We start from the raw sequence: 21,727 nt of genomic DNA on the forward strand, positions 1-21,727 counted from the left end.
GTCCAGGTCCAGCAGGCCGCCCCAGACCTCCGGGTGCTCCAGCGCCAGGACACGGCCCAGGCCCCACAGCGGCGCCTGTACGGGCGAGCCGCTCGTGACGTTGCCCACCGGCTGGGTCCCCCGCGTGCACAGCCACAACCGGGCGCCGCTCGCGGAGGGTGACTTCACCAGCGCCTGCACCAACCGCAGCGCCGCGTGGACGCCTCGTTTCTGCGCGGACTCCACCTCCGCGAGTGTGGGCTCCGCGCCGGACACGGTATCCGCGCCCCACAGGTGCACCACGGCCTTCACCGGGCCCACGTCCTGGAGCAATTGCGCGTAGTGCTCCGCGTTGTCCGGGTGGAGGGACCGCACCTTCTGGCCTTCGACGGCCGCGACCTCCCCGGGAACGACCAGCCAGCACGGTTCGCCCAGGGCTTGCAGATGGGCCGCCAGCGCGGCACCAACGCCCTCACGGTTCCCGAAGACGAGCCGGCTCCCTCGCCCCTGGGCGCACGCGGCGAAGGCGCCCCCGCTCACGGGCGTGCCGGTGATGTCGTAGACCCAGCCATCCGGACTTTGGACACGCGACGTGTCCGCGCTCCGGGCCACGGGGGCTCGGGTCAGCGCCTTCACGGGGGCATCGTCAATCCAGTACCGCGAGCGCTGCCACGGGTAGAGCGGCAGCGGCGCGAGACGGCCGCCATCCGGGAAGAGGCGACTCCACTCCACGGGGTAGCCCTTCACGTGGAGCCCGCCCAGCGCTCCCAGCATCACCATCTGGCCAGCCCGCCCCTTGCGCAGCGACGGCACCACCGCGCCTTCCAGCTCACGGCGTCCCAGCGCCTGCGTCACGTACCGGCCGAGCGCGGGCTGAGGCCCCAGCTCGACGAAGAGCCGGTGCCCTTGCTCCAGCAGCGCTTCCACCGCCGCGGAGAACCGCACGGGCTGTCCGACGTTGCGCGCCCAGTACGCCGCGTCGAGCGCCGTGCCGTCGATGGCCTCGCCACTCACCGTGGAGAACATCGGGACGGACGTCGGCCGCGTTTCGATGTGGCCCAGGACCTGGGTCAGTTCGGCCTGGAGCGGTGCCATCTGGTGGCTGTGGAAGGCGTAGTTGACGCCCAGGTCCCTCGTGGCGACACCTCGCGCACGCAGTGCTTCGAGCACCGCTCCGAGCGCCGCCGGTTCACCCGACAAGACGACGCTCCGGGCGTCGTTGATGGCGCCCACCGACAGCCGGCCCGCGTAGGGCGCCAGCTCGCGCTGAGCCTCGTCGGGCGACAGTTCGACGGAGGCCATGCGGCCCTGCCCCGTCGCCTTCTGCATGATGCGGCTGCGGTGCGCCACCAGCCGAGCGGCCTCGGACAGGCTCAGCGCTCCAGCCACATGCGCCGCGGCCACCTCGCCCACGCTGTGCCCCACGACTGCGGACGGGACGACGCCCAGGGCACGCCATGCGGCCGCGAGCGCGACCTGGATGGCGAAGATGGCGGGCTGGGCCACCTCCGTCTCCTCCAGACGGGACTCGGGCCCGTCCGCCATCAGCGCGTCGATGATGGAGTTCCGGGTGTGCGGAGCCAGCACCGCGTCCACGTCACGCAACGCGGCGGCGAAGTCTCCGTTGCTCGCGAAGAGGTCACGTCCCATGCCCTGCCATTGGGAGCCCTGGCCTCCGAAGACGAACACCACCTGTTCCCGGCGCCCCTCCGCGACGCCCGTCGTCAGGTACGGCGGTGCCCCGCCTTCGAGGAACGCCAGGAGCTGCTCGCCCCACTCCGCCGCCGTATGGCCGGCCACCGCCAGCCGGTGTTCGTGGGGTTGCGCCGCAGCGCCGCGGTGTAGGCTAGGTCTTCGAGCCGCGGCGCCACGTCCCCAGGTTGATCCAGGAGTGCGTGGTACGAGCGAACCAGGGCTCGCAGCGCGCCCTCGCTCCTCGCAGAGAGCGTGAGCAGCCGCGCGGCGGTCTGTGTGGCCGCGGGCACGGGCGAAGACGCGGGTGCCTCTTCGACAATCACGTGCGCGTTCGTCCCGCTGATGCCGAAGGAACTCACCGCCGCGTAACGGCGCCGCTGGGAGACGGGCCACGGCTGTTGCTGCGTCGGGATGGAGAAGGGCGTGTCCTCGATGGAGATGCGAGGGTTGAGCGCCTTGAAGTGCAGGTGCTTCGGAATGGCCTCATGCCGGAGCGCGAGGAGCACCTTGATGAGGCCCGCCATGCCGGCCGCTGCCTCCAGATGGCCGATGTTCGTCTTCGCGGAGCCGAGGAAGCAGCGCGAGTCATCCTCGCGCCGGTGGCCATACGTCTCCCGAAGGGCCTCCACCTCTATCGGGTCGCCGAGCGGCGTGCCGGTGCCGTGCGCTTCGATGTAGCCAATGTCCTTGGGCGACACCTGGGCCGCTGTCAGTGCCTCGCGAATCAGGGCCTGCTGAGACAGGACGTTGGGCGTCGTCAGGCCGGTGGAGCCGCCATCCTGGTTCACCGCCGATGCGCGAATCACGCCCAGGACGTTGTCTCCGCTGGCCAGCGCATCGGAGAGCCGCTTCAGCACCACGACGCCGCAGCCCTCACCCCGGACGAAGCCATTCGCCCGCGAGTCGAAGGTCCGGCAGCGCCCATCCGGCGACAGCGCCGTCAGCTTGGAGAGCCAGGAGCTGGGCCGCTGCGACAGGAGCAGGTTGACGCCGCCCACGAGCGCCGCGTCGCACTCGCGGTTGCGCAGACTCTGGCCAGCCAGGTGCAGGGCCACCAGCGAGGACGAACAAGCCGTGTCCACCGACATGGCCGGCCCCCGCAGGTCCAGCAGGTACGAGAGCCGCCCGGCGATCACGCTGTTGGAGCAGCCGATGACGGAGTAGACGTCGCCCTCCACGTCGCACTCCGCCTGGAGCATCGCGTAGTCATTGCCGCAGACGCCGACGAAGACGCCCGTCCGAGTGCCCGACAAGCGCGCCTTCGGCAGTCCCGCGTCCTCCAGCGCCTCCCACGCGACCTCGAGCAGCAAGCGCTGCTGCGGGTCCATTGCCACGGCCTCGCGTGGCGCAATCCCGAAGAACTCCGGGTCGAAGCCATCCACCCGGTCCAGGAAACCACCCCAGCGCGTGCCCTTGTGCTCCGCCGCGTCCGTGCTGCTCTTCCAGCGGTCGGCGGGCACCTCGCGGACTGCGTCCACGCCTTCACTCAGCAGCCGCCAGTACGCCTCTGGGTCATTCGCGCCGCCCGGGAAGCGGCAGCCCATGCCAACAATGGCGAGCAGCTCGAGGCCCTGCGCCGTCGTCCCCACCGCCGGAACAACCTGCGCCTCCTTCACCACCGGACGCACCGTGACGCGCGACTCGGCGTCGAGGACGGGCTCCAGCTTGCCGAACAGGTGCGCCGTCAGCGTCTGCACCGTGGGATAGGCGTAGGCCAGCGTCGCGGACAGCGTGAGCTTCAGCCCGGACTCGATCCGGTTGCGCAGCTCCAGCCCGGTCAGGCTGTCCATTCCGAGGTCGCCAAACGGCTGCTCGGGGTCGATGCGCGCCGGCTCCATGCGGAGGATGCGTCCCAGCTGCTCGCGCAGGTAGCCCTCCAGCAATCCCCGCCGCTGGGAAGGCTCCGCCGCCGCGAGCATCTCCCGCGCGGTCCCCTTGCGCGAAGCCGGCGTACTCACCCGTTCCTGCATCAGCGTGGAGAGGAAGGGCGACTGCGCCGCGCTCAGGTAGAACTCGCGCCACTGCCGCAGGTCGAGCGGCACCACGGCTACCTGCGCGGCCTCCTTCGCCAACAAGCGCCCCAGCGCATCCAGGGCTTGTGCTGGCGGCATGTTGCCCACGCCGCGCAAGGCCAGCCGGTCGCCCCGGTTCGTCGCCACCGCAGCCGGCCCACTTCGGCCCAGGGGCCCCAGTTGACGCTCAACGCGGGGAGTCCCGCCGCACGCCGGTGGTGCGCGAGCACATCCATGAAGGCGTTGGCCGCCGCGTAGTTGCCCTGCCCCGGCGAGCCGAGCATCGACGCGGCGGAAGAGAACATCACGAAGAAGTCCAACGGACGGCCCAGCGTCTGGGCATGCAGATTCCACGCGCCCTGGACCTTCGGCGCCAGCACCGTGCGGAGCCGCTCCGCGTCGAGCTGCGCGAGCACACCGTCGGCGATGACACCCGCCGCGTGGACGATGCCGCGCAGCGGCGGCAGCTCCGCATCCATCGAAGCCAGCAGGCGCGTCACGTCGTCGGCGCGGGTGACGTCCGTCGCGTAGACGCGCACCTCGGCGCCGCTCGCCCGGAGTTCGCCCAGCGTCCGGTTCGCCTCGTCGGAGGGCGCGCTCCGGCCGGTGAGCGCCGGTGCCGGGCGCCCCGCTGGATGAGCCACTTCGCCACTTCCAGCCCGAGCCCGCCCAGGCCGCCGGTGATGAGGTACGTCCCCTCCGCCGAAAGTTCACGGGGCTCCGTCGTCTTCCCACCAGCGACACCCCGACCCAACCGCGCGACGTGGCGCTGACTTCCGCGCAACGCAATCCGGTCCTCCGCGCTGTCCGCGAGGAGTTCCGCGGCCAGCGACGTGACTTCCTCCGGGGACGGCTGCGCGCTCAGGTCCACATGGGCGCAGCGCAGCTCCGGGTGCTCATGGGTGATGACTGCCGCGAGGCCCGCGAGAGGCGCGGCCGCCGGTGCACCCGGCGCCGAATCCCGGACGGGGACGTGCAGACCTGACGTTACCAGCCACAGACGAGGTGCGTCGCGCCAGCCTCGCTGGGCCCACGCCTGGAGCAGGGACACGACGCTGGTCCCGCTCAGCGTCACGGCCTGCTCGAAGGTCTCTGGCTCCGCCACGCTGGACGCCACGTCGAGCCCGTACAGGTGCACCATGCCCTTGCACGGCGACTGCTCGCTGAAGGCGTCTCGGAGGAGCGCCTGGAAGTCCTCCAAGCGCGACGGGTTGACGCGGTAGTGGTCTTCGGAGAGCCGCGCGTAGGCAGCCCCCGCCTCCACCACAACGCTGACCTCGGCGTGCTCCGCGAGCTCCTTGGCCAAGGACTGGCCGACGCCACGCGCATCCGCGAAGACGAGCCACCGGCCCGCCCCCGCCCAGCCACGGCATCCTCCCGAGCCACGCGAGGCTGTGGCTGCCACTGGACGGAGTACATCCAGCGGTCCACTTCATCGCCGGGCTGGCTGCCCGCGGAGACCTTCTTGCAGACCAGCCGTCGCACCTCGGCCACCACCCGGCCCTGGTCATCCAGGAGGGTGACGTCGCACTCGATGGCGCTCGCCCCCGAAGCGGCTCCATTGACGATGCGGACGTGACTCCAGAGCGCGGCCTGCGCCGGAGCCAGGGCGCGAAGCCGGGAGAAGGACGAAGGGACATACACGCCGCCTTCGCCGTCCACGCCGCCCAGTGCCGCCGCCAGGACCTGGAAGCAACCATCGAGCAACGCGGGGTGCAGGCTGTACCGGGCGTCCTCCGCCGTCCGCTCGCCCGCGAGCTGCACGCGGCCCAGCGCCTCACCCTCCGCGCGGTAGAGTTCCGTGACGACACGGTAGCTGGGGCCATAGTCCAGGCCAATGTCGCGAAGGCCCTGGTAGTGCGCCTCCACCGACACCGGGGTACTCAGCCGCGCACGCAACGCCTCCAGTCCGGCGGGCTCCGCGATGGCCGAGTCGCCCTGGCGGAGGGTGCCTTCCGCGTGGAGCGTCCAGTTCAACTCATCCGACGGCGTCTCCCGCAGCACGGGCGCGCTGAAGAGCCGGAACGCGTGCGTCCCTGAACGCTCCGTGGAGAGCCACAGCTGGAGCACCCGTTCCTCGTCCTCCAGGAACGCCATGAGCGCGCTGAAGCTCACCTCCTCCAGGGATACGGGCCCCCCCAGCGTCTGTCTGGCCGCGCTCAGCGCCATGTCAGCCATGGCCGCCGCGGGCAAGGCGGGCACGCCCTGGACGCGATGCTCCGACAGCAGCGGGAAGTGCTTCGGGCCCAGTTGCACCTGCCACAGCCGGGAGACATCTCCCTGCGCGGACAGGTCGATGCGCTCACCGATGAGCGGATGCCCAGAGGTGGACCTCGACGTCCGCGCCTCACGGTACACGGGCTCCATCCAGAAGCGCTCGCGCTGCCAGGGGTACGTGGGCAGCGGCACGAGCTGGCCCTTGCTCGGGTACAGCCGGCTCCACGCAACGCGGTGGCCCGTCGCGTAGAGGGCGCCCAGCGAGGACAGCATCGTGTGCCGTTCGTCCGCTCCACGCCGCAGGGACGCCAGCACCACGCCCTCCGCGTCCGCGGCGCCCAGGGTCTGCTCGACGGCCGGGAGCAGCACGGGGTGCGGACTCACCTCGATGAACACGGAGTGCTCGCTCGCCAGGAGCCGCCGTGTCGCGGCCTCGAAGCGCACCGGGAGGCGGAGGTTGTTGCCCCAGTGGGCGGCGTCCAGCTTCGCGCCATCCAGGAACTCACCCGTCACGGTGGAGCAGACGGGCACCTGCGCCGCACGCGGAGAGATGCGCGCCACGCGGCCCTCCAGCTCGCGGCTGATGACCTCCACCAACGGCGTATGCGACGGCACGTCCATCTTCACCCAGCGGGTGAAGACTCCGCGCTGCCCCAGCGCCGCGACTGCCTCCTGGACCGCTTCCGGCCCCCCCGACAGCACCTGCGACCGGGGGCCATTCAGTCCGCCCAGCCAGAGCTTGCCGCTCCAGGGACGGATGGCCTCCTCTGCCTCCTCCACCGACAGCTCGACCAGCGCCATGGTCGCGCCTCGGCCCCCCAGGCTCCGCATCAGCTTGCTGCGGTGGCAGATGATGAGGCAGGCATCCTCCAGGCTCAGCGCGCCAGCGACGTGCGCGGCGACGACCTCGCCCATGCTGTGCCCCATCACCGCGTCGGGCTCGATGCCCCACGAGCGCCACAGAGCCGTCAGCGCCACCTCGACGGCGAAGAGGACCGGCTGGTTGATGTCAATCTCCGCCAGGCGCGAGCGCTGCTCGTCCGCGGCGATTTCGTCGAGCACGCTCCAGCCCAGATGGGGCCGCAGGGCCAGATCCACCTGGACGAGCGCGTCCCGGAACACCGGCTCCTGCTCCATCAATGCCCGGCCCATGCCTGCCCGCTGCGCGCCCTGCCCCGGGTAGACGAAGACGACCTTCCGGCGCGCGCCGAACGCCTTGCGCCCCGTCCAGGTGCCCTCGGGCAGCTCACCTCGCGCGAAGGCCCGGAGCCGCTCCGCCGTGCGCTCGGGAGCATCCGCCAGCACCGTGAGCCGGTGGGTGTGATGCGTGCGGTGGGATGACGCCGTGTAGCAGACGTCGGAGAGGCTCGCCGCCCCGCCCCTGCCCAGGCGCTCCGCATGACGCGCCGCGAGGGATTGGAGGGCTTCACGGCTGCGCGCGGACAGGGGCAACAGCTCCGGCCGCTGTGGCAGCGCCTCCTTCGCCGCCGGAGCGGGCGCCTCTTCGAGGATGACGTGGGCGTTGGTGCCGCTGATGCCGAACGAGCTGATGCCCGCGCGGCGGGGCTGTCCAGCGGCCGTCTCCCACGGGGTGAGCCGCGTGGGGATGGTGAGCGCGCTGCCCTCCATCTGGATGCGCGGGTTCACCTGCTTGAGATGCAGGTGCGCCGGGATGCGCTGGTGACGCATCGCGAGGACGACCTTCATGATGCCCGCCACGCCCGCCGCGGACTCCAGGTGTCCCAGGTTCGTCTTCACCGAACCGATGCCACACACGCCACCATCCGCGCGAGGCGCACCGTACGTCTCACGCAGCGCCTCCACTTCGATGGGGTCACCGATGGGCGTCCCGGTGCCGTGCGCCTCCACGTAGCTCACCTGCTCTGGCTTCAGCCCCGCGCTGTCCAACGCCTGGCGGATGAGGGCCTGCTGCGAGAGCACGTTGGGCGTGGTGAGCCCGGTCGACTTGCCATCCTGGTTGATGGCCGAGCCACGAATCGTCGCCAGGATGTGGTCGCCGTCCGCGAGCGCATCCGACAGTCGCTTCAGCACGACGATGCCGCAGCCCTCGCCACGGGTGAAGCCGTTGGCGGAGGCATCGAACGCCTTGCTTCGACCGTCCGGCGCGAGCGCCTGGAGCTTGGCCACGAGCTGCACGGACTGCGGCGAGAGAATCAGGTTCACGCCACCAGCGAGCGCCATGTTGCACTCGCGTGCCCGCAGGCTCTGACAAGCCAGGTGGAGCGACACGAGCGAGGATGAGCACGCCGTGTCCACCACCAGGCTCGGGCCCTGGAAATTGAAGAGATAGGACAGGCGGCCGGAGAGGACACTGGCGGCAACGCCCGTGGCGCTGAACGCGTCCCCTGTCTCCGGCTGCTCCACCTGCATGCAGTGGTAGTCGTCGTTGCAGGCGCCGATGAAGACGCCGCTGCGGCTGCCCGACAGCTTGTCGACGTCCAGGCCCGCGTCCTCGAGCGCCTCCCACGCCACCTCCAGCAGCAGGCGCTGCTGGGGGTCCATCCGCACGGCCTCGCGGGGGGAGATGCCGAAGAAGCCCGGGTCGAAGCCGTCGACCGCGTCCAGGTAGCCGCCCCAGCGCATCGCGCCTTCCGTGAGGCCGGAGACGTCCTCCCGAGGCCAACGGTCGAGCGGAATCTCCCGCACGGCGTCGACGCCCCCTTCGAGCAGACGCCAGTACGCCTCCACGTCGTCCGCCTTCGGGAAGCGGCACGCCATGCCCACGATGGCGATGGGCTCCTTCGCGGCGCCCTCCACGGCATTCAGCCGCGACTGCATCTTCTCCAGCGCCACCAGCATGCGCTTGGCGGGAGACAGCTCGTTCGACTCGTCAGTGCGATTTGCCATGTCGGAATCTCTTCAATCGGCCAGCGCGGCGAGCTTCTCCGCGAGCAGCGCCTCGGCTTCGTCGTCCGAGAGTTGCTTGACGTTGTTGACGATCGCGGCTTCGAGCGCGGCGGCTTCATCCCGCGGCGGCTCCGCCTGGGTCGTGATGGGAAGTTGCAGTTGTTCAGCCAGGTGCACGACGAGCGCCGCCACCGTCGGGTGCCGCCAGACCAGCGTCGCAGGGAGCCTCAGGCCCAGGCTGGCTTCGAGCCGGTTGCGAATCTCCAGCCCCATCAGGGAATCCAACCCCATGCTGCCCAGGGGCTCCTGCGGGTCGATTCGCGAAGGCGCCAGCCGGAGCACATGGCCGGCCTGTTCGCACAGGTGCGCCTCCAGCAACGACGCTCGCTTCAGCACCTCCGCGGCCCGGAGCGTCTCCACGAAAGCACCGCGAACAGCGGGAGTCTTCGCGGCGCTGGCCTGCTCACGCGCCAGCCGTGACAGGAAGGGCGAGCGCGCCGCCGTCAGGTAGAACTCGCTCCACTGCCGCAGGTCGAAACGCATCACCACCACGCGCGACAGAGGGCTGCTCAGGATGCGGCCCAACGCCTCCAGCGCTTGCGACGGTGGCATGGTGTCCACGCCGCGCTGGGTGATGCGTTCCCCGCGCGCCTCGGCCGCCGCGGCCAGACCCACACCGGCCCAGGCCCCCAGTCAACGCTCAGCGCCGGCAGGCCGAGCCCACGCCGGTACGCCGCCAACGCATCGAGGAAGACGTTGGCCGCCGCGTAGTTGCCCTGCCCCGGCGAGCCCAACAGCGAACCCGCCGCGGCGAACAACACGAAGTGCTCCAACGGCGCGGATGCCGTCAGCGTGTGCAGATGCCAGGCGCCGTGGACCTTGGGCTCCATCACCGTGCGCAGACGCTCGGCGGTGAGGTTCACCAGCACGCCGTCATCGAGGACCGCCGCCGCGTGGAAGACACCCCGGAGTGGAGGCATCTCCGCCGCCACCTCCCCCAGCACCCGCTCCAGGTCCGGGCGCGCCGCCACGTCCGCCTTGAACACCCGGACTTCGACGCCGCCGGCACGCAGCGCGTCCAGCACCGGCTGCGCCTCCGCGGACGCGCCCTTGCGCCCCAGCAAGGCCAGGTGGCGGGCACCCCGGTCGACCAGCCACTCCGCGAGCTTCAGGCCCAGGCCACCCAGGCCACCGGTAATCAGGTACGTGGCATCGGCTCGCAACTCCGCCGGCGCCGCCGTGCTGCGCTCCATGCGCGACAGCCGCGCCACGAACCGCGCGGAGCCCCGGAGCGCGACCTGCTCTTCCGGACTCGACGCGAGGAACTCGTCGGCCAGCGCTCGAGCCTGGACCTCGTCCCGAGCCCCCAGGTCCACGCTGCAGCACCGGAGTTCGGGATACTCCAGCGTGAGCACGCGTCCCAAGCCCCAGAGTGGCGCCTGCTCGACATGGGCCACCTGCTCACCCGGATTGACGGCCTGGACACCTTCCGTCACCAACCACACCCGAGGCATGTCCCGGAAGCCCGACGCGACCAGGGCCTGCGTGAGGTGGAGCGCGCTCGCCGCGCCAAGCGTGCGTGCCTTCACCAGCGCATCCGTGCCGGCCTCGAGACCGGGCACGTCCAGGCTGAAGAGGTGCACGACGCCACGGCACGCGGGACGTCCAGCGCCGAACTCCGCGTCGAGAATCCGCGTGAAGCCCTCCGCTCGTGACGGGTCCACCACGTAGTGGCCGGGCTCGACGAGCCGGGTCTCCTCGCCGTGGGAGACGAGGATGCAACGCTCCCCGCGCTCGGTCAGCGCGGCGCGCAGCTTCCCGCTAAAACCCGCACGGTCCGCGAGCACCAGCCAGGTGCCGGGCGTGGACTCCGAGACGGCCGTGGGCGTCTCACGCGGCGCTTCCTGCCAGTCCACCCGGTACATCCACTGGTCGATTTCATCCGCGGACCGGCGCCGCACCGCATCCAGACGGCGCGCCATCAGGCCGCGGGCCTCCATCAGGACATCGCCCTCCGCGTCCAGCAACGTCACATCGGCTTCAATCGAGCCCGGGCCACTGCCCGTGCCCGGCCGGACACGAGCGTGACTCCACAGCGCACGTCCGGGCCGCCCGTGCATGCGCAGCGAGTCCAACGCCACCGGGACGAACGTCTCTCCCCTGCGGTCCCCCAGCCCCGCGCCGTTGATGGCTTGCAAGCACGCATCCAGCAGCGCCGGATGGAGCTGATGCGCCGTCATCTCCGCCGCGACGGAAGGTGACAACTCCAGGCGCGCCACCGCCTCGCCCTCCCCCTTCCACATCTCCTTCACCAGGCGGAAGCTGGGACCAAAGTCGACGCCCCGCTCCAGCATGAGTTGGTAGTGCTTCTCGCCCTCCAGAAGCTCGGGGCACCGCGCCCGCGCCTCGTCGAGCGCGAACGGCTCCGCGCTCGTGTTCTCATTCAGGCGCCCTTCAGCGTGCAGTGTCCAAGCCCCGGCGCCGTCCACCGGACGGCTGAAGACCTGGAAGCGACGGGTGCCATCCGCCTCTGGGATGACGCGCATCTGAACCGACAGCGCCTCTTCCCGAGGGAGCACCATCATCTCCTGGAAGATGACGTCCTCCAGCGCGAGCCGCGCCGGCCCGAAGGCCTCGGAGGCCCCCGCGAGCGCCATCTCCAGGTACCCGGTGCCGGGGAGCACGACCTCCCCATGGACGACGTGGTCCGCCAGATATGAAGGGCTGTCCGCGTACAGCTCCGTCTGCCACAGGTGCGCGCCGTCCTGTCCCGCCAGAGACAGGTGCGTGCCCAGCAACGGGTGGTGGCCCGCGTCCCGGGCACGACGGGTCCGCGTGGACGACTCAATCCAGAAGCGCTCGTGCTGCCACGGGTACGTGGGCAGCGCCGCGAGCCGGCCCCGCACGGGGTGCTGGCGCTCGAGGTCCACCTCGTGACCCACGGCGTAGAGCGCACCCAGGGACGACAACATCGCCCCGCGCTCGTCTTCGTCACGGCGGAGCGAGGGCAGCACCGTCCCCTCTCGCCCGAGGTGCCGCAGGTGTTGCTCCACGGCGGGCAAGAGGATGGGATGCGGGCTCAGCTCGATGAAGATGTCATGGCCGTCGACCGCGAGCTTCTCGATGGCCTTCGAGAACAACACCGGCTCGCGCAGGTTGTCCGTCCAGTAACCAGCACGGAACTCCGCGCCATCCGTCATCCGTCCCGTCACCGTCGAGCAGATGGGCACACGGGACGCACGCGGCACGAGGTCCTGGAGCGCCGCGAGCAGGTCGGGCCGCAGCGGGTCCATTTGAGGACTGTGCGAGGCCACGTCCACCTTCACGAAGCGGCAGAAGACGTCCCGCTGCTTGAGCCGCTGGGCGATGTCCTCCAGGGCCCCAGGAGCGCCCGACAGCACCGTGGAGCGCACGCTGTTGCTCACCGCGACCGAGACCTGCGACTCCCAGCCGTGAAGGGCCTGCTTCGCCTCTTCCAACGTCAGGTCCACCAGCAGCATGGAGCCCTGCCCGCTCACGCCTCGAAGCAGCCGGCTGCGGCGGCAGATGACCTTCGCCGCGTCCTCCAGACTCAGCGCTCCGGCCACGTGCGCCGCGGCCACCTCGCCCATGCTGTGCCCCACCACGGCGTCGGGCTCGATGCCCCACGAGCGCCACAGAGCCGTCAGCGCCACTTCCATGGCGAAGAGAACGGGCTGGATGACGTCGATTTCATGGAGGCGGCCCTTGCCCTCTTCAGCGGCCAGCTCCGCCAGGACACTGAAGCCCGCGCATGCCTGGATGGCCGCGTCGCAGCGCTCCAGGGTCTCGCGGAACGCCGTCTCCTCGGCCAACAGCTTCCGGCCCATGCCCAGCCACTGCGAGCCCTGACCCGGGAACACGAAGACGACCCGGCGCCGGGTCTGCCCCGTTGCACGTCCCGTGGCCGCGCCCGGCACGGGCTCTCCACGCGCGTACGCCCCCAGCTTCTCCTCGAGTTCAGCGTGCGTGTGGCCCGCGAGCGCGAGGCGGTGCTCATGGTGGGAGCGCGACAGGGCCGCCGTGGCGCAGACGTCGCGGAGTGACACCTCCGGATGCGCGGCGAGCCAATGCGCGTGGCTCCCGGCCATGGCCTGGAGCGCCTCCGGACTGCGCGCCGACAGCACGAGCAACTCCGCGCCACGAGCGGGGACGGCAGGCCGTGATGACGGCACCGGCGGCTCCTGCAAGATGACGTGGGCATTGGTGCCGCTGATGCCAAACGCGCTCACACCGGCGATGCGAGGCTGGTCCGCACGGGGCCACGGCTGAAGCGCCGTGGGAATGACGACGGGCGCCCCGTCCAGGACGATGTCCGGGTTGAGGCGGTGGAAGTGCAGGTTCGGAGGAATCGCCTCGTGACGCAGTGAGAGGGCCGTCTTCAGGATGCCCGTGAGCCCCGCCGTCGCTTCGAGGTGCCCGACGTTCGTCTTCACCGAGCCGACGTACAGTGGCGTATCCGAGCGACGTCCCGCGCCCAGCACCCGCGCCAGCGCTTGCAGCTCGATGGGGTCCCCCAGCGACGTGCCCGTTCCGTGCGCCTCGACGAAGGAGACCTGCGAGGGCTTCAGCCCCGCGCTCGCCAGCGCCTGCTCGATGACCCGCTCCTGCGCCGGCCCGTTGGGCACCATCAGCCCACTGCTGGCGCCGTCCTGGTTCACCGCCGAGCCCGCGACGAGCGCCAGAATCTCATCGCCGTTGGCCAGCGCATCCGAGAGCCGCTTGAGCACCAGGACGACGCAGCCCTCCGCGCGCACGAAGCCATTGGCGGCGGCATCGAAGGTCTTGCACCGTCCGTCCGGCGCCAGCCCTCGGCTGCTGGAGAGAGCAACGGTCGGGTCCGGCATCAGCATGAGGTTGACGCCCGCGGAGAGCGCCAGATTGCACTCGCGGTTGCGCAGGCTCTGGCAGGCGACGTGGAGCCCCACCAGCGACGACGAGCACGCCGTGTCGATGGACATGCACGGCCCCTGGAGACCCAGCGTGTACGCCAGACGGCCCGCCGCCGCGTTCAGCGAGGTCCCCGTCAGGTGATAGATGTCCGGCGCATCGCCGAGCTGCCGCGCCTGGAGCTGCGCGTAGTCGCTGCCGATGATGCCCAGGAAGACACCGGACTTGCTTCCCGCGAGCTGGTCCGGCGGCTGGCCCGCGCGCTCCAGCGCCTCCCACGCGACCTCCAGCAGCATCCGCTGCTGCGGGTCCATGCGCGAGGCTTCCCGGGGCGAGACGCCGAAGAACGCGGCGTCGAACTGGTCCACGCCGTCGATGAAGCCGCCCCAACGCGCATAGGTGCGGCCCCGCTTGCTCGGGTCGGGGTCGAAGAGCGCCTCCGCGTCCCACCGCTCGCGCGGTACCTCGGTGATGGCGTCCACCCCCTGGCTCAGCAGGCGCCAGAAGGCCTCGGGGGTCCGCACGCCTCCGGGAACGCGGCAGGACGCACCGACGATGGCGATGGGCTCCGAGCGCGCGCGCTTGAGGGCTTCGCTCTCCGCGTGCAGGTCGAGCGCCAGCAACGCGAGCCTCTTGGGAGAGAGGCTCGAAATCTTCTCGTAGAATTCCTTGCTCATCGCAGTCGTCCGATTCAGCTCAGCTTCTGGGCAATCAACCGCTCGACTTCGTCGTCCGACAGCTCCGTGACTTGCGCCAGCCGCGCCGACAGGTCGCCGAGGTCCGAAGCCACCGGGGCTGACTTCTGCACCGGAGCCGCCGCCACCGTGGGCAACGGGATGTCCACCGCGGTGACGCTCCCCGCCAGACGCTTCGCCAGCGCCAGGACGGTGGGGTGGTCGAACGCGAGGCTCGCGGGCAGCTCCTTCTCGAGGCCGCGCTGCAACACGTTGCGCAGCTCCACGGACATCTGGGACGTCATCCCCATCTGGAAGAAGCCGCGGTCCACGGGGGGCAAGTCGGTGGGCGCGAAGCCGAGAATGCGCCCCACCTCGCCCTGGATGCGCTGCACGAGCGTGTCGAACCGGCGCTCAGCAGGGAGCGCCTTCAACTCCGAGAGCAACCGTGCCCGCGAGGTGGCACCACCGTTCGTGGCCGGCGACGCCGCGCCCATGTTCAGCAGGAAGGGCCGGCGACGCCGAGCCTCCCAGATGGGCTTGAGCACGGTCCAGTCCACGGAGGCGACCGTCTTATGGCTCGCGCCCGACCGCAGCACCTGACCCATCGCATCGAGCGCGCGCTCCGAGGCCATGGGGTTCAGCCCGAAGCGGGCGTAGCCCCGCGCGTTGTCGGCGCGCTCTCCGCCAATCTCGTCCCACGTCCCCCAGTGAATGGTGGTCGCGGGCAACCCTTCGGCCCGGCGGTGGTGCGCCAGCGCTTCCAGGAACTGGTTGCCCGCCGCGTAGTGCGCAAGGCCGGAGGCGCCCCACAACGTGGACGTCGACGAGAACATCACGAAGAAGTCGAGCGAGAGGCCGCGCGTCAGGTCGTGCAGCACCCAGCTCCCGAGCACCTTCGGACGCATCATCGCCGTCGTGGCGGCGACATCCAGGTCCTCCAACCGGCACTCCGTGATGAGCGCGGCGGCATGAATCACGCCGCGCAGCGGAGGCAGCGTCGCCGCCATGTCGTGCAGGAGCGCCGCCATCCGCTCGCGGTCCGCCACGTCCACGGCCATGGGCGTGACAGTCGCCCCGAGCGCCCGAATCGACTCGAGCTCCTCGCGGCGCCGCACCGACGCAGCATCATCCGCACCGGAGACCCCACTGCGGCCCAGCAGCACCAGTGCCGCGCGCCCCGCTCCACCAGCCACCGCGCCACCTTCAGCCCCAGCCCGCCCAGGCCGCCCGAGACGAGGTACGTCGCGTCCGAGCGCAGGCGCAGTGCCTCCTCGGCCGTCCCTGTCCTTCCCCGTGTGAGCCGGGGGACCAGCGAGCGCCCATCGCGGAAGGCGAGCTGGTCCTCTCCATCCGTTCCGAACGCGGAGACTTCCCGCAGCACCGAGGGGACTTCATCCGGCGACCGAGTCGCCGGCAGGTCGATGAGGCCGCCCCAAACGCCCGGCTGTTCCAGCGAGACGCTCCGGCCCATGCCCCACAGGGGTGACTGGGCCAGCGACACATGCTCGGTCCCCACGCCCGTGACCTGCGCGCCCCGCGTCACCACCCAGAGCCGCGCACGCCCTGGCACCTCCATGAGGGCCTTCACCAGGTGCAGCGCCGCCACCGTGGACGCGGGCACTGCCGTCTGCCCATCCAACGTTTCGTCGAGGCCCCACAGGAAGAGCGCCCGGCCTTCGTGCCCAGCAGCGAGCGGTGGAAGCTCTCGCAGCAAGCGCGCCATGTCCTCCGGCCGCTGCGGGTCCACCACGAAGCTTCGCGTCCCCAGGCGCTGGAAGGCGTCCCCCGTGGTCACCGTGACAAAAGGGGTGCCCTGACGCCGCAACTCCTCGGCGAATGCCGCGCCCCAACCACCCCGGTCCGCGAACACAAGCCAATCCGTGGGAGCCGACTGGGGTGTCCCCGCCGGCCGCGGCTCCCACGACACGTCGTGGAACCAGTCCTGCGCGCGGACCTCCCCCAACACCTCGAGCAGCCGCTCCACCGCCACGTGCCGCAACCGGACACCGCGCGCCACCGCGACCGGGCGACCCTCCGCGTCCAGCAGGGACAGTGTGCCCAGCCGCTCCTCAGGACGAGACGCGGGCGAAATGGATACGTGCGCCCAGTGGACGTCCGCGCTGCCAGGGACGCACTCGAAGGATTCGAGCCCCAGGGGCATGAAGAGCGCCGCCTGCCCCGGTTCGGCCGCCAGCGCGAGCGCCAGCGTCTGGAGCGCGGCGTCCAGCAACGCGGGATGAAGCTGATACTGGGGCGCCTCCTGAAGTCGCTCCGCGCCCAGCACCACCCGGCCCAGCGCCTCCCCGGCCGCCGCCACGCCTCGCCCAGTGTCCGCAGCGGCTCGTCGTATTGGACGTTGCAGCGCTCCAGCTCGCCGTAGACCGCCGCGCCCGGGACATGCTCCACACAGCGCGCACGGACCGCGTCGATGGACGCCAACGCGCCCATCGATGCACTGAGCGCCTGGACATGGCCCCGGCAATGGCGCACCCAGCCCGCCTCGGACGAGGCCCCGCCCACCGCGCGGCTGTGGATGTGGAACTCGTGCTTGCCTCCTGCCTCGGAAGAGAGGTGGACCTGCACGAGCCGCCGCTGGGTCTCCGGCAGCACCAGCGCCCGCTCGAACTCGACACCGGACAGCACCCGTCCCCCAGTGCCCAACGCATCGGCGGCGGCGCTCAGCCCGAGCTCCACCAACGCCGAGGCAGGAACGACCGCGACGCCACCCAACCGGTGCGCACCAAGCCACGGCAGCGAGTTGCTCCCCAGCTCCATCTCGAAGACCTGGCCATCGACACCGTGAGCCACGCTCACCGGCCGGCCCTTGAGGGACGTCACCGGCTCGACCATCGCCGCCACGGGCGTGGCCACTGCGTCCAGCCAGTACCGCTTGTGCTGCCAGGGATAGGTGGGCAGCGGGAGCGGCGCCCCACCCTCCGGGAAGAAGCGCCTCCACTGCACGGGGAGTCCCGCGCGGTACAGCGCACCCACGGACTCCAGCAGCACGGTCCGCTCAGCCTCCTCGCGGCGCAGGGACGGAAGCGTCACGCCCTCGCGGCCCGCGTGCTGCAGGCATCGCTCCACGGCGGGCAGCAGAATCGGGTGCGGGCTCATCTCCAGGAAAACGGAGTGCCCAGCCTCGGCGAGTTGCAGCACCGACGAGGAGAAGAGCACCGGGTCGCGCAGATTGCGGACCCAGTAGGCGGCATCGAAGCCGGAGCCGTCACAGGAGGCGCCGGTCACCGTGGAGTGAATGGGCACGCTGGAGCGTCCGGGCCGCACCGCCGAGAGCACCGAGAGCAGCTCGTCCCGCAGCGGGTCCACCTGCGGACTGTGCGAGGCCACGTCGACCTTCACCCAGCGGCAGAAGACGTTGCGCGACTCCAGCTCGGCGCGAATCGATTCGAGCGCGGCATTGTCCCCCGACAGCACCGTGGAGGTCGGACTGTTGCTGACCGCGATGGCCACGCGGTCCTCGCGGCCCGCCAGCGTCTTGCGCGCGTCCTCCAGGGTCAGCTCCGTCGCGAGCATGGCCCCCTGGCCGCTGATGCGGCGCAAGAGCTGGCTGCGCAGGCAGATGATGGCCGCCGCGTCCTCCAGGGAGAGCGCACCCGCGACGTGCGCCGCGGCCACCTCGCCCATGCTGTGCCCCACCACCGCGTCCGGCTCGACACCCCAGGAGCGCCAGAGCGCGGACAGCGCCACCGCCATGGCGAACAACACCGGCTGCACGACGTCGATGTCCTGGAGCCGGGAGTCCTCGGCGGGTGCGCGCAGCACGTCGAGCAGACGCCACGTGACGTGTGGCCGCATGGCCGCGTCGATGCGCTCCACGGCGTCACGGAAGACAGGCTCCTGTTCGAGGAGCTGCCGCCCCATGCCAACCCACTGCGAGCCCTGCCCCGGGAACACGAAGACCGCCTTGCGCCGGTTGTCCGTGTCCGTCGCCGCCGGAGCGGGGCCCTCCAAGGCGAACTCCCGAAGCTGCCGCGCCACCGCCTCCGCCGAGTCCCCCGCGACCGCCATCCGGTACTCGTGATGGGTCCGCCGCAGCGCCGCGGTGAAGCAGACATCCCGGAGCGGCAACTCCGGGGACGACGTGAGGACGTCCGCGTACTTCCGGGCCAATGCTTGAAGCGCGGAGGGTGAGCGCGCGGACAGCGGTAGCAGGTACGCCCCGCGAGAAGGCGCAGGGGGCACCGCCGGGGCCACGGGGGCCTCTTCGAGAATCACATGGGCATTCGTGCCGCTGATGCCAAACGAGCTGACCGCGCCCCGGCGCTTGCGCGTCTCCCGCGCGGGCCAGGGGTGCAGCTTCGTGGGAACCGTGAGGGCCTCACCGCCGAAGTCGATGCGCGGGTTGAGGCGCTGGAAGTGCGCGAGCGGCGGGATGGCCCCGTGCTGCATCGACAGGACCAACTTGATGATGCCGGCGATGCCGGCGGCCGACTCCAGATGTCCGATGTTCGTTTTCGCCGCGCCCACCACCAGCGACTGCTCCGCGGTGCGACCCTGGGCGTATACCTCGTGGAGCGCCTCCATCTCGATGGGGTCGCCCAGCGACGTCCCGGTGCCATGGGCCTCGACGCAGTCGATGTCGGCGGGCTCAAGGTTCGCGCTCTGGAGCGCCTGGCGGATGAGCGCCTTCTGCGCGAGCACGTTGGGCGCCGTCAACCCCGCCGACTTGCCGTCCTGATTGACGGCAGAACCCCGGATGAGCGCGAGGACGGTGTCCCCCGCCGCCAGCGCATCCGACAGCCGCTTGAGGACGACCACGCCGCAGCCCTCGCCCCGCACGAAGCCGTTGGCGCGGGCATCGAAAGTTTTGCAGCGTCCATCCGGCGCGAGCGCCTGGGCACGGGACACGCGGCTGGACGACAGCGGCGACAGGATGAGGTTGACGCCGCACGCCAGCGCCATGGTGCACTCTTGCTGCCGGAGGCTCTGCGCGGCCAGATGCAGCGCCACCAGGGATGACGAACACGCGGTGTCCACGGACAGGCTGGGCCCCTGGAAGTCCAGGAGGTACGACAGCCGTCCCGGCACCACGCAGTTGATGGCGCCCGTCACGCTGCTGGAGTCACGCGCCGCCGGATTCCCCACCTGCAACAGCGCGTAGTCATCGCTGTACACGCCCACGAACACACCCGTGCGGCTCCCCGCCAGCCGAGACATGTCCTGACCCGCGTTCTCCAGCGCCTCCCACGCCACTTCCAGGAGGACGCGCTGCTGCGGGTCCATCCGGTGCGCTTCGTGCGGCGAGATGCCGAAGAAGTCCGCGTCGAACTGGTCCACCGCGTCGATGAAGGCACCCCACTTCGCGCCCAGCTTCTCCTGGGCCTCGGGGTCCATCCGCGCCATGTCCTCACGGGTCCACCGCGAGGATGGCACCTCGGTGACGGCATCCACCCCGTTGCACAGGAGGTTCCAGTACGACGCCGGGTCGTTCCCTCCGCCCGGGAAGCGGCAGCCCATGCCGATGATGGCCACGGGCTCCGACCGGCTGCCCTCCACCGCGTCGAGCCGCGACTTGAGGTCCATCGCCAGCAGCGCGAGCCGCTTGGGGGAGTACTGCGCAATCTTCTCCGCGAACGTCGTCATGAGCCTTGCGCCATCCTCTGAGCGAACAGCCGCTCGACTTCTTCTTCCGACAGGTCGTCAATCTCGCTGGCCGTCACATCCGCCTGGGGGGCCTTCGCCGGTGCCACCTCCAGCGCGGGCTCGGGGCGGGAGTCCTCCAGCGGAAGTGCCAGCTTCTCCGCCAGGAACGGCGCCAGCGCGGCCACCGTCGGATAGGTCCACACCACCGTCGCGCTGAGCTTCAGCCCGAGCGCCGCCTCCAGGCGGTTGCGAATCTCCATGCTCATCAGCGAGTCGAGTCCGAAGGTCACCAACGGTGTCCGTGGTTCGATGCGCGCGGGCGCCATCCGCAGCACCCCGCCGATCAGCTCGCGCAGGTGCGTATCCAGCAGGCCGCGACGCTCGGACGCACGGGCCGCTTCGAGCTGCTCTCGAATCCGGCTCTTGCCCGCGCTCGCAGCGGGCCGGCTGGACGGCTCCTGCGCCAGCTTCGTGAAGTACGGAGACTGCGCCGCGGCCAGATAGAAGCCCAGCCACTGGCGCGGCTCGAAGGCCATGACGCTGAGCTGTGGCCGATCCTGTCCCAGCAGCATGCCGAGCACCGCCAGCGCCTTGTCCGGCGCCATGCCGCCCAGGCCACGTGCCTCCAGGCGCTCACCGCGGATGGACTGCGCCGCCGCGAGGCCCACCTGCGTCCAGGTGCCCCAGTTGATGCTCAGCGCGGGCAACCCCTCCGCCCGGCGGGCCTGGGCCAGCGCGTCCATGAAGGCATTCGCCGACGCGTAGTTCGACTGGCCCGGCGTGCCCAGCGAGGCGGCCACGCTGGAGAACAGCACGAAGTGCTCCAGTGGCAGGTGTCGCGTCTGCGCGTGCAGATTCCAGCTGCCCAGGACCTTCGGTGCCGACACCGAGGCGAAGCGCGCCTCGGTGAGGTTGAGCAGCAGCCCATCCTCGATGAGCCCCGCGGCATGAAACACGCCGCGCAGCGGGGGCATCACGTCCTCCACCCGAGCCAACGCGCCCGTCACGTCCTCCAGCCGCGCGACGTCGCCCTGGAAGGACTCCACCCGAGCGCCGGCCTCACGAAGCGCCGCCAGCGCCTGCTCCGCCTCCGCGGAGGAGCGCGGCGGCCCATCAGCAGCAGGTGACGTGCGCCCTGGGAAACGAGCCAGCGCGCGAGTTCCAGCCCCAGGCCACCGAGGCCCCCGTGATGAGGTAGGTGCCATCCTCGCGCAGCAGCGTCGCCGGTTCATGAGCGGACAGCGCGTCCGCCGCCCGAGCCAGCCGGGCCACCCGTCGCGTACCACCCCGCCACGCGGTCTGGTCCTCGAACGAGGTCGATGACAGCTCCCGCAGCAGCGCATCCGCCGCGACGTCCGCGCCGCCTTCCAGGTCCACACGGGTGCAGCGCAGCTCCGGCTGCTCCACCGCCAGCACCTGCCCCAACCCCAGGAGCGGAGCCTGCGCCACCGCGACACGCTCTGCCACCTTGCCCGCGGAACGTGCCCCACGCGTGGCCAGCCAGAGCCGGGGCGCATCCCGCCAGCCCGCCCCCGAAAGCGCCTGCACCAGGTGCAGCACGCTGGTGGTCCCCAGCCGCCGCGAGTCCTCCAGCGCCTGCGGCGTCAGCGCCTCCGTCGAGGCCGGTCCAGGCTCCACAGGTGCACCACGCCGCGGCAAGGCGGAACGCCCGCGCCCAGCAGGTCCGTGAGCAACCGGCGCCAGTGCTCCGGATTCCGGGGTCCACCTCGGCACTGCGCGGCCCGGTCAGCCGGTACGCCTCACCGGGCG

Annotated in this window: 8 protein-coding genes and 6 pseudogenes; all 14 read right to left on the reverse strand. The window is 71.0% G+C overall.

From position 1 onward, the window contains the following. Positions 1-198: 198 nt before the first annotated feature. Positions 199-759: pseudogene (locus tag QEG98_RS42115) on the reverse strand (KR prefix domain-containing protein); the annotation flags it as partial. Between the two features lie 18 nt (positions 760-777). Then, a pseudogene (locus tag QEG98_RS24025) lies at positions 778-1,629 on the reverse strand (acyltransferase domain-containing protein); the annotation flags it as partial. Positions 1,630-1,703: 74 nt separating this feature from the next. Further along, positions 1,704-3,833 (reverse strand): type I polyketide synthase, encoded by a 2,130-nt coding sequence (locus QEG98_RS24030; RefSeq protein WP_316562974.1) that lies wholly within the window; start codon positions 3,831-3,833, stop codon positions 1,704-1,706. Beyond that, complete coding sequence (locus QEG98_RS24035; protein ID WP_316567955.1) at positions 3,722-4,255, reverse strand: SDR family NAD(P)-dependent oxidoreductase; 534 nt, start codon at positions 4,253-4,255, stop codon at positions 3,722-3,724. The genes QEG98_RS24030 and QEG98_RS24035 overlap by 112 nt, the downstream gene beginning before the upstream one ends. Further along, a complete protein-coding gene (locus QEG98_RS24040; RefSeq protein WP_410477829.1) occupies positions 4,183-5,091 on the reverse strand; it encodes a KR prefix domain-containing protein in 909 nt (302 codons plus the stop codon). Before QEG98_RS24040 ends, QEG98_RS24035 begins: the two co-directional genes overlap by 73 nt. A 98-nt stretch (positions 5,092-5,189) precedes the next feature. Beyond that, positions 5,190-8,771: pseudogene (locus QEG98_RS24045) on the reverse strand (type I polyketide synthase); the annotation flags it as partial. A gap of 12 nt (positions 8,772-8,783) precedes the next feature. Further along, complete coding sequence (locus QEG98_RS24050) at positions 8,784-9,383, reverse strand: acyl carrier protein (RefSeq protein ID WP_316562976.1); 600 nt, start codon at positions 9,381-9,383, stop codon at positions 8,784-8,786. After that, complete coding sequence (locus QEG98_RS24055) at positions 9,341-14,356, reverse strand: type I polyketide synthase (protein ID WP_316562977.1); 5,016 nt, start codon at positions 14,354-14,356, stop codon at positions 9,341-9,343. The genes QEG98_RS24050 and QEG98_RS24055 overlap by 43 nt, the downstream gene beginning before the upstream one ends. A 14-nt stretch (positions 14,357-14,370) precedes the next feature. Next, positions 14,371-14,988, reverse strand: a complete 618-nt coding sequence (locus tag QEG98_RS42120; RefSeq protein WP_410478082.1) for a phosphopantetheine-binding protein — start codon at positions 14,986-14,988, stop codon at positions 14,371-14,373. Between the two features lie 117 nt (positions 14,989-15,105). After that, positions 15,106-16,673: pseudogene (locus QEG98_RS42125) on the reverse strand (SDR family NAD(P)-dependent oxidoreductase); the annotation flags it as partial. 266 nt (positions 16,674-16,939) lie between these two features. Further along, positions 16,940-19,957, reverse strand: a pseudogene (locus QEG98_RS24070) (type I polyketide synthase); the annotation flags it as partial. Next, positions 19,954-20,700, reverse strand: a complete 747-nt coding sequence (locus tag QEG98_RS24075; protein ID WP_410478083.1) for a beta-ketoacyl reductase — start codon at positions 20,698-20,700, stop codon at positions 19,954-19,956. The gene QEG98_RS24075 and the pseudogene QEG98_RS24070, both read right to left, overlap by 4 nt. Further along, positions 20,689-21,128 (reverse strand): annotated as a pseudogene (locus QEG98_RS42130) (SDR family NAD(P)-dependent oxidoreductase); the annotation flags it as partial. The gene QEG98_RS24075 and the pseudogene QEG98_RS42130, both read right to left, overlap by 12 nt. Then, on the reverse strand, positions 21,071-21,595 hold the full coding sequence (locus QEG98_RS24085) for a hypothetical protein (protein ID WP_316562980.1): 525 nt from the start codon (positions 21,593-21,595) through the stop codon (positions 21,071-21,073). The gene QEG98_RS24085 and the pseudogene QEG98_RS42130, both read right to left, overlap by 58 nt. Positions 21,596-21,727: the final 132 nt, after the last annotated feature.

Origin of the sequence: Myxococcus sp. MxC21-1 (genome assembly GCF_032612255.1) — a bacterium.
GTDB lineage: Bacteria > Myxococcota > Myxococcia > Myxococcales > Myxococcaceae > Myxococcus > Myxococcus virescens.

What these genes read in the sequence shown, in the direction of transcription:
- QEG98_RS24050 (WP_316562976.1), bottom strand. Translation starts at nt 9,383, where the DNA reads ATGCCACCGTCGCAAGCGCTGGAGGCGTTGGGCCGCATCCTGAGCAGC.
- QEG98_RS24075 (WP_410478083.1), bottom strand. Translation starts at nt 20,700, where the DNA reads ATGGACGCGCTGGCCCAGGCCCGCCGGGCGGAGGGGTTGCCCGCGCTG.
- QEG98_RS24055 (WP_316562977.1), bottom strand. Translation starts at nt 14,356, where the DNA reads ATGAGCAAGGAATTCTACGAGAAGATTTCGAGCCTCTCTCCCAAGAGG.
- QEG98_RS42120 (WP_410478082.1), bottom strand. Translation starts at nt 14,988, where the DNA reads ATGGCCTCGGAGCGCGCGCTCGATGCGATGGGTCAGGTGCTGCGGTCG.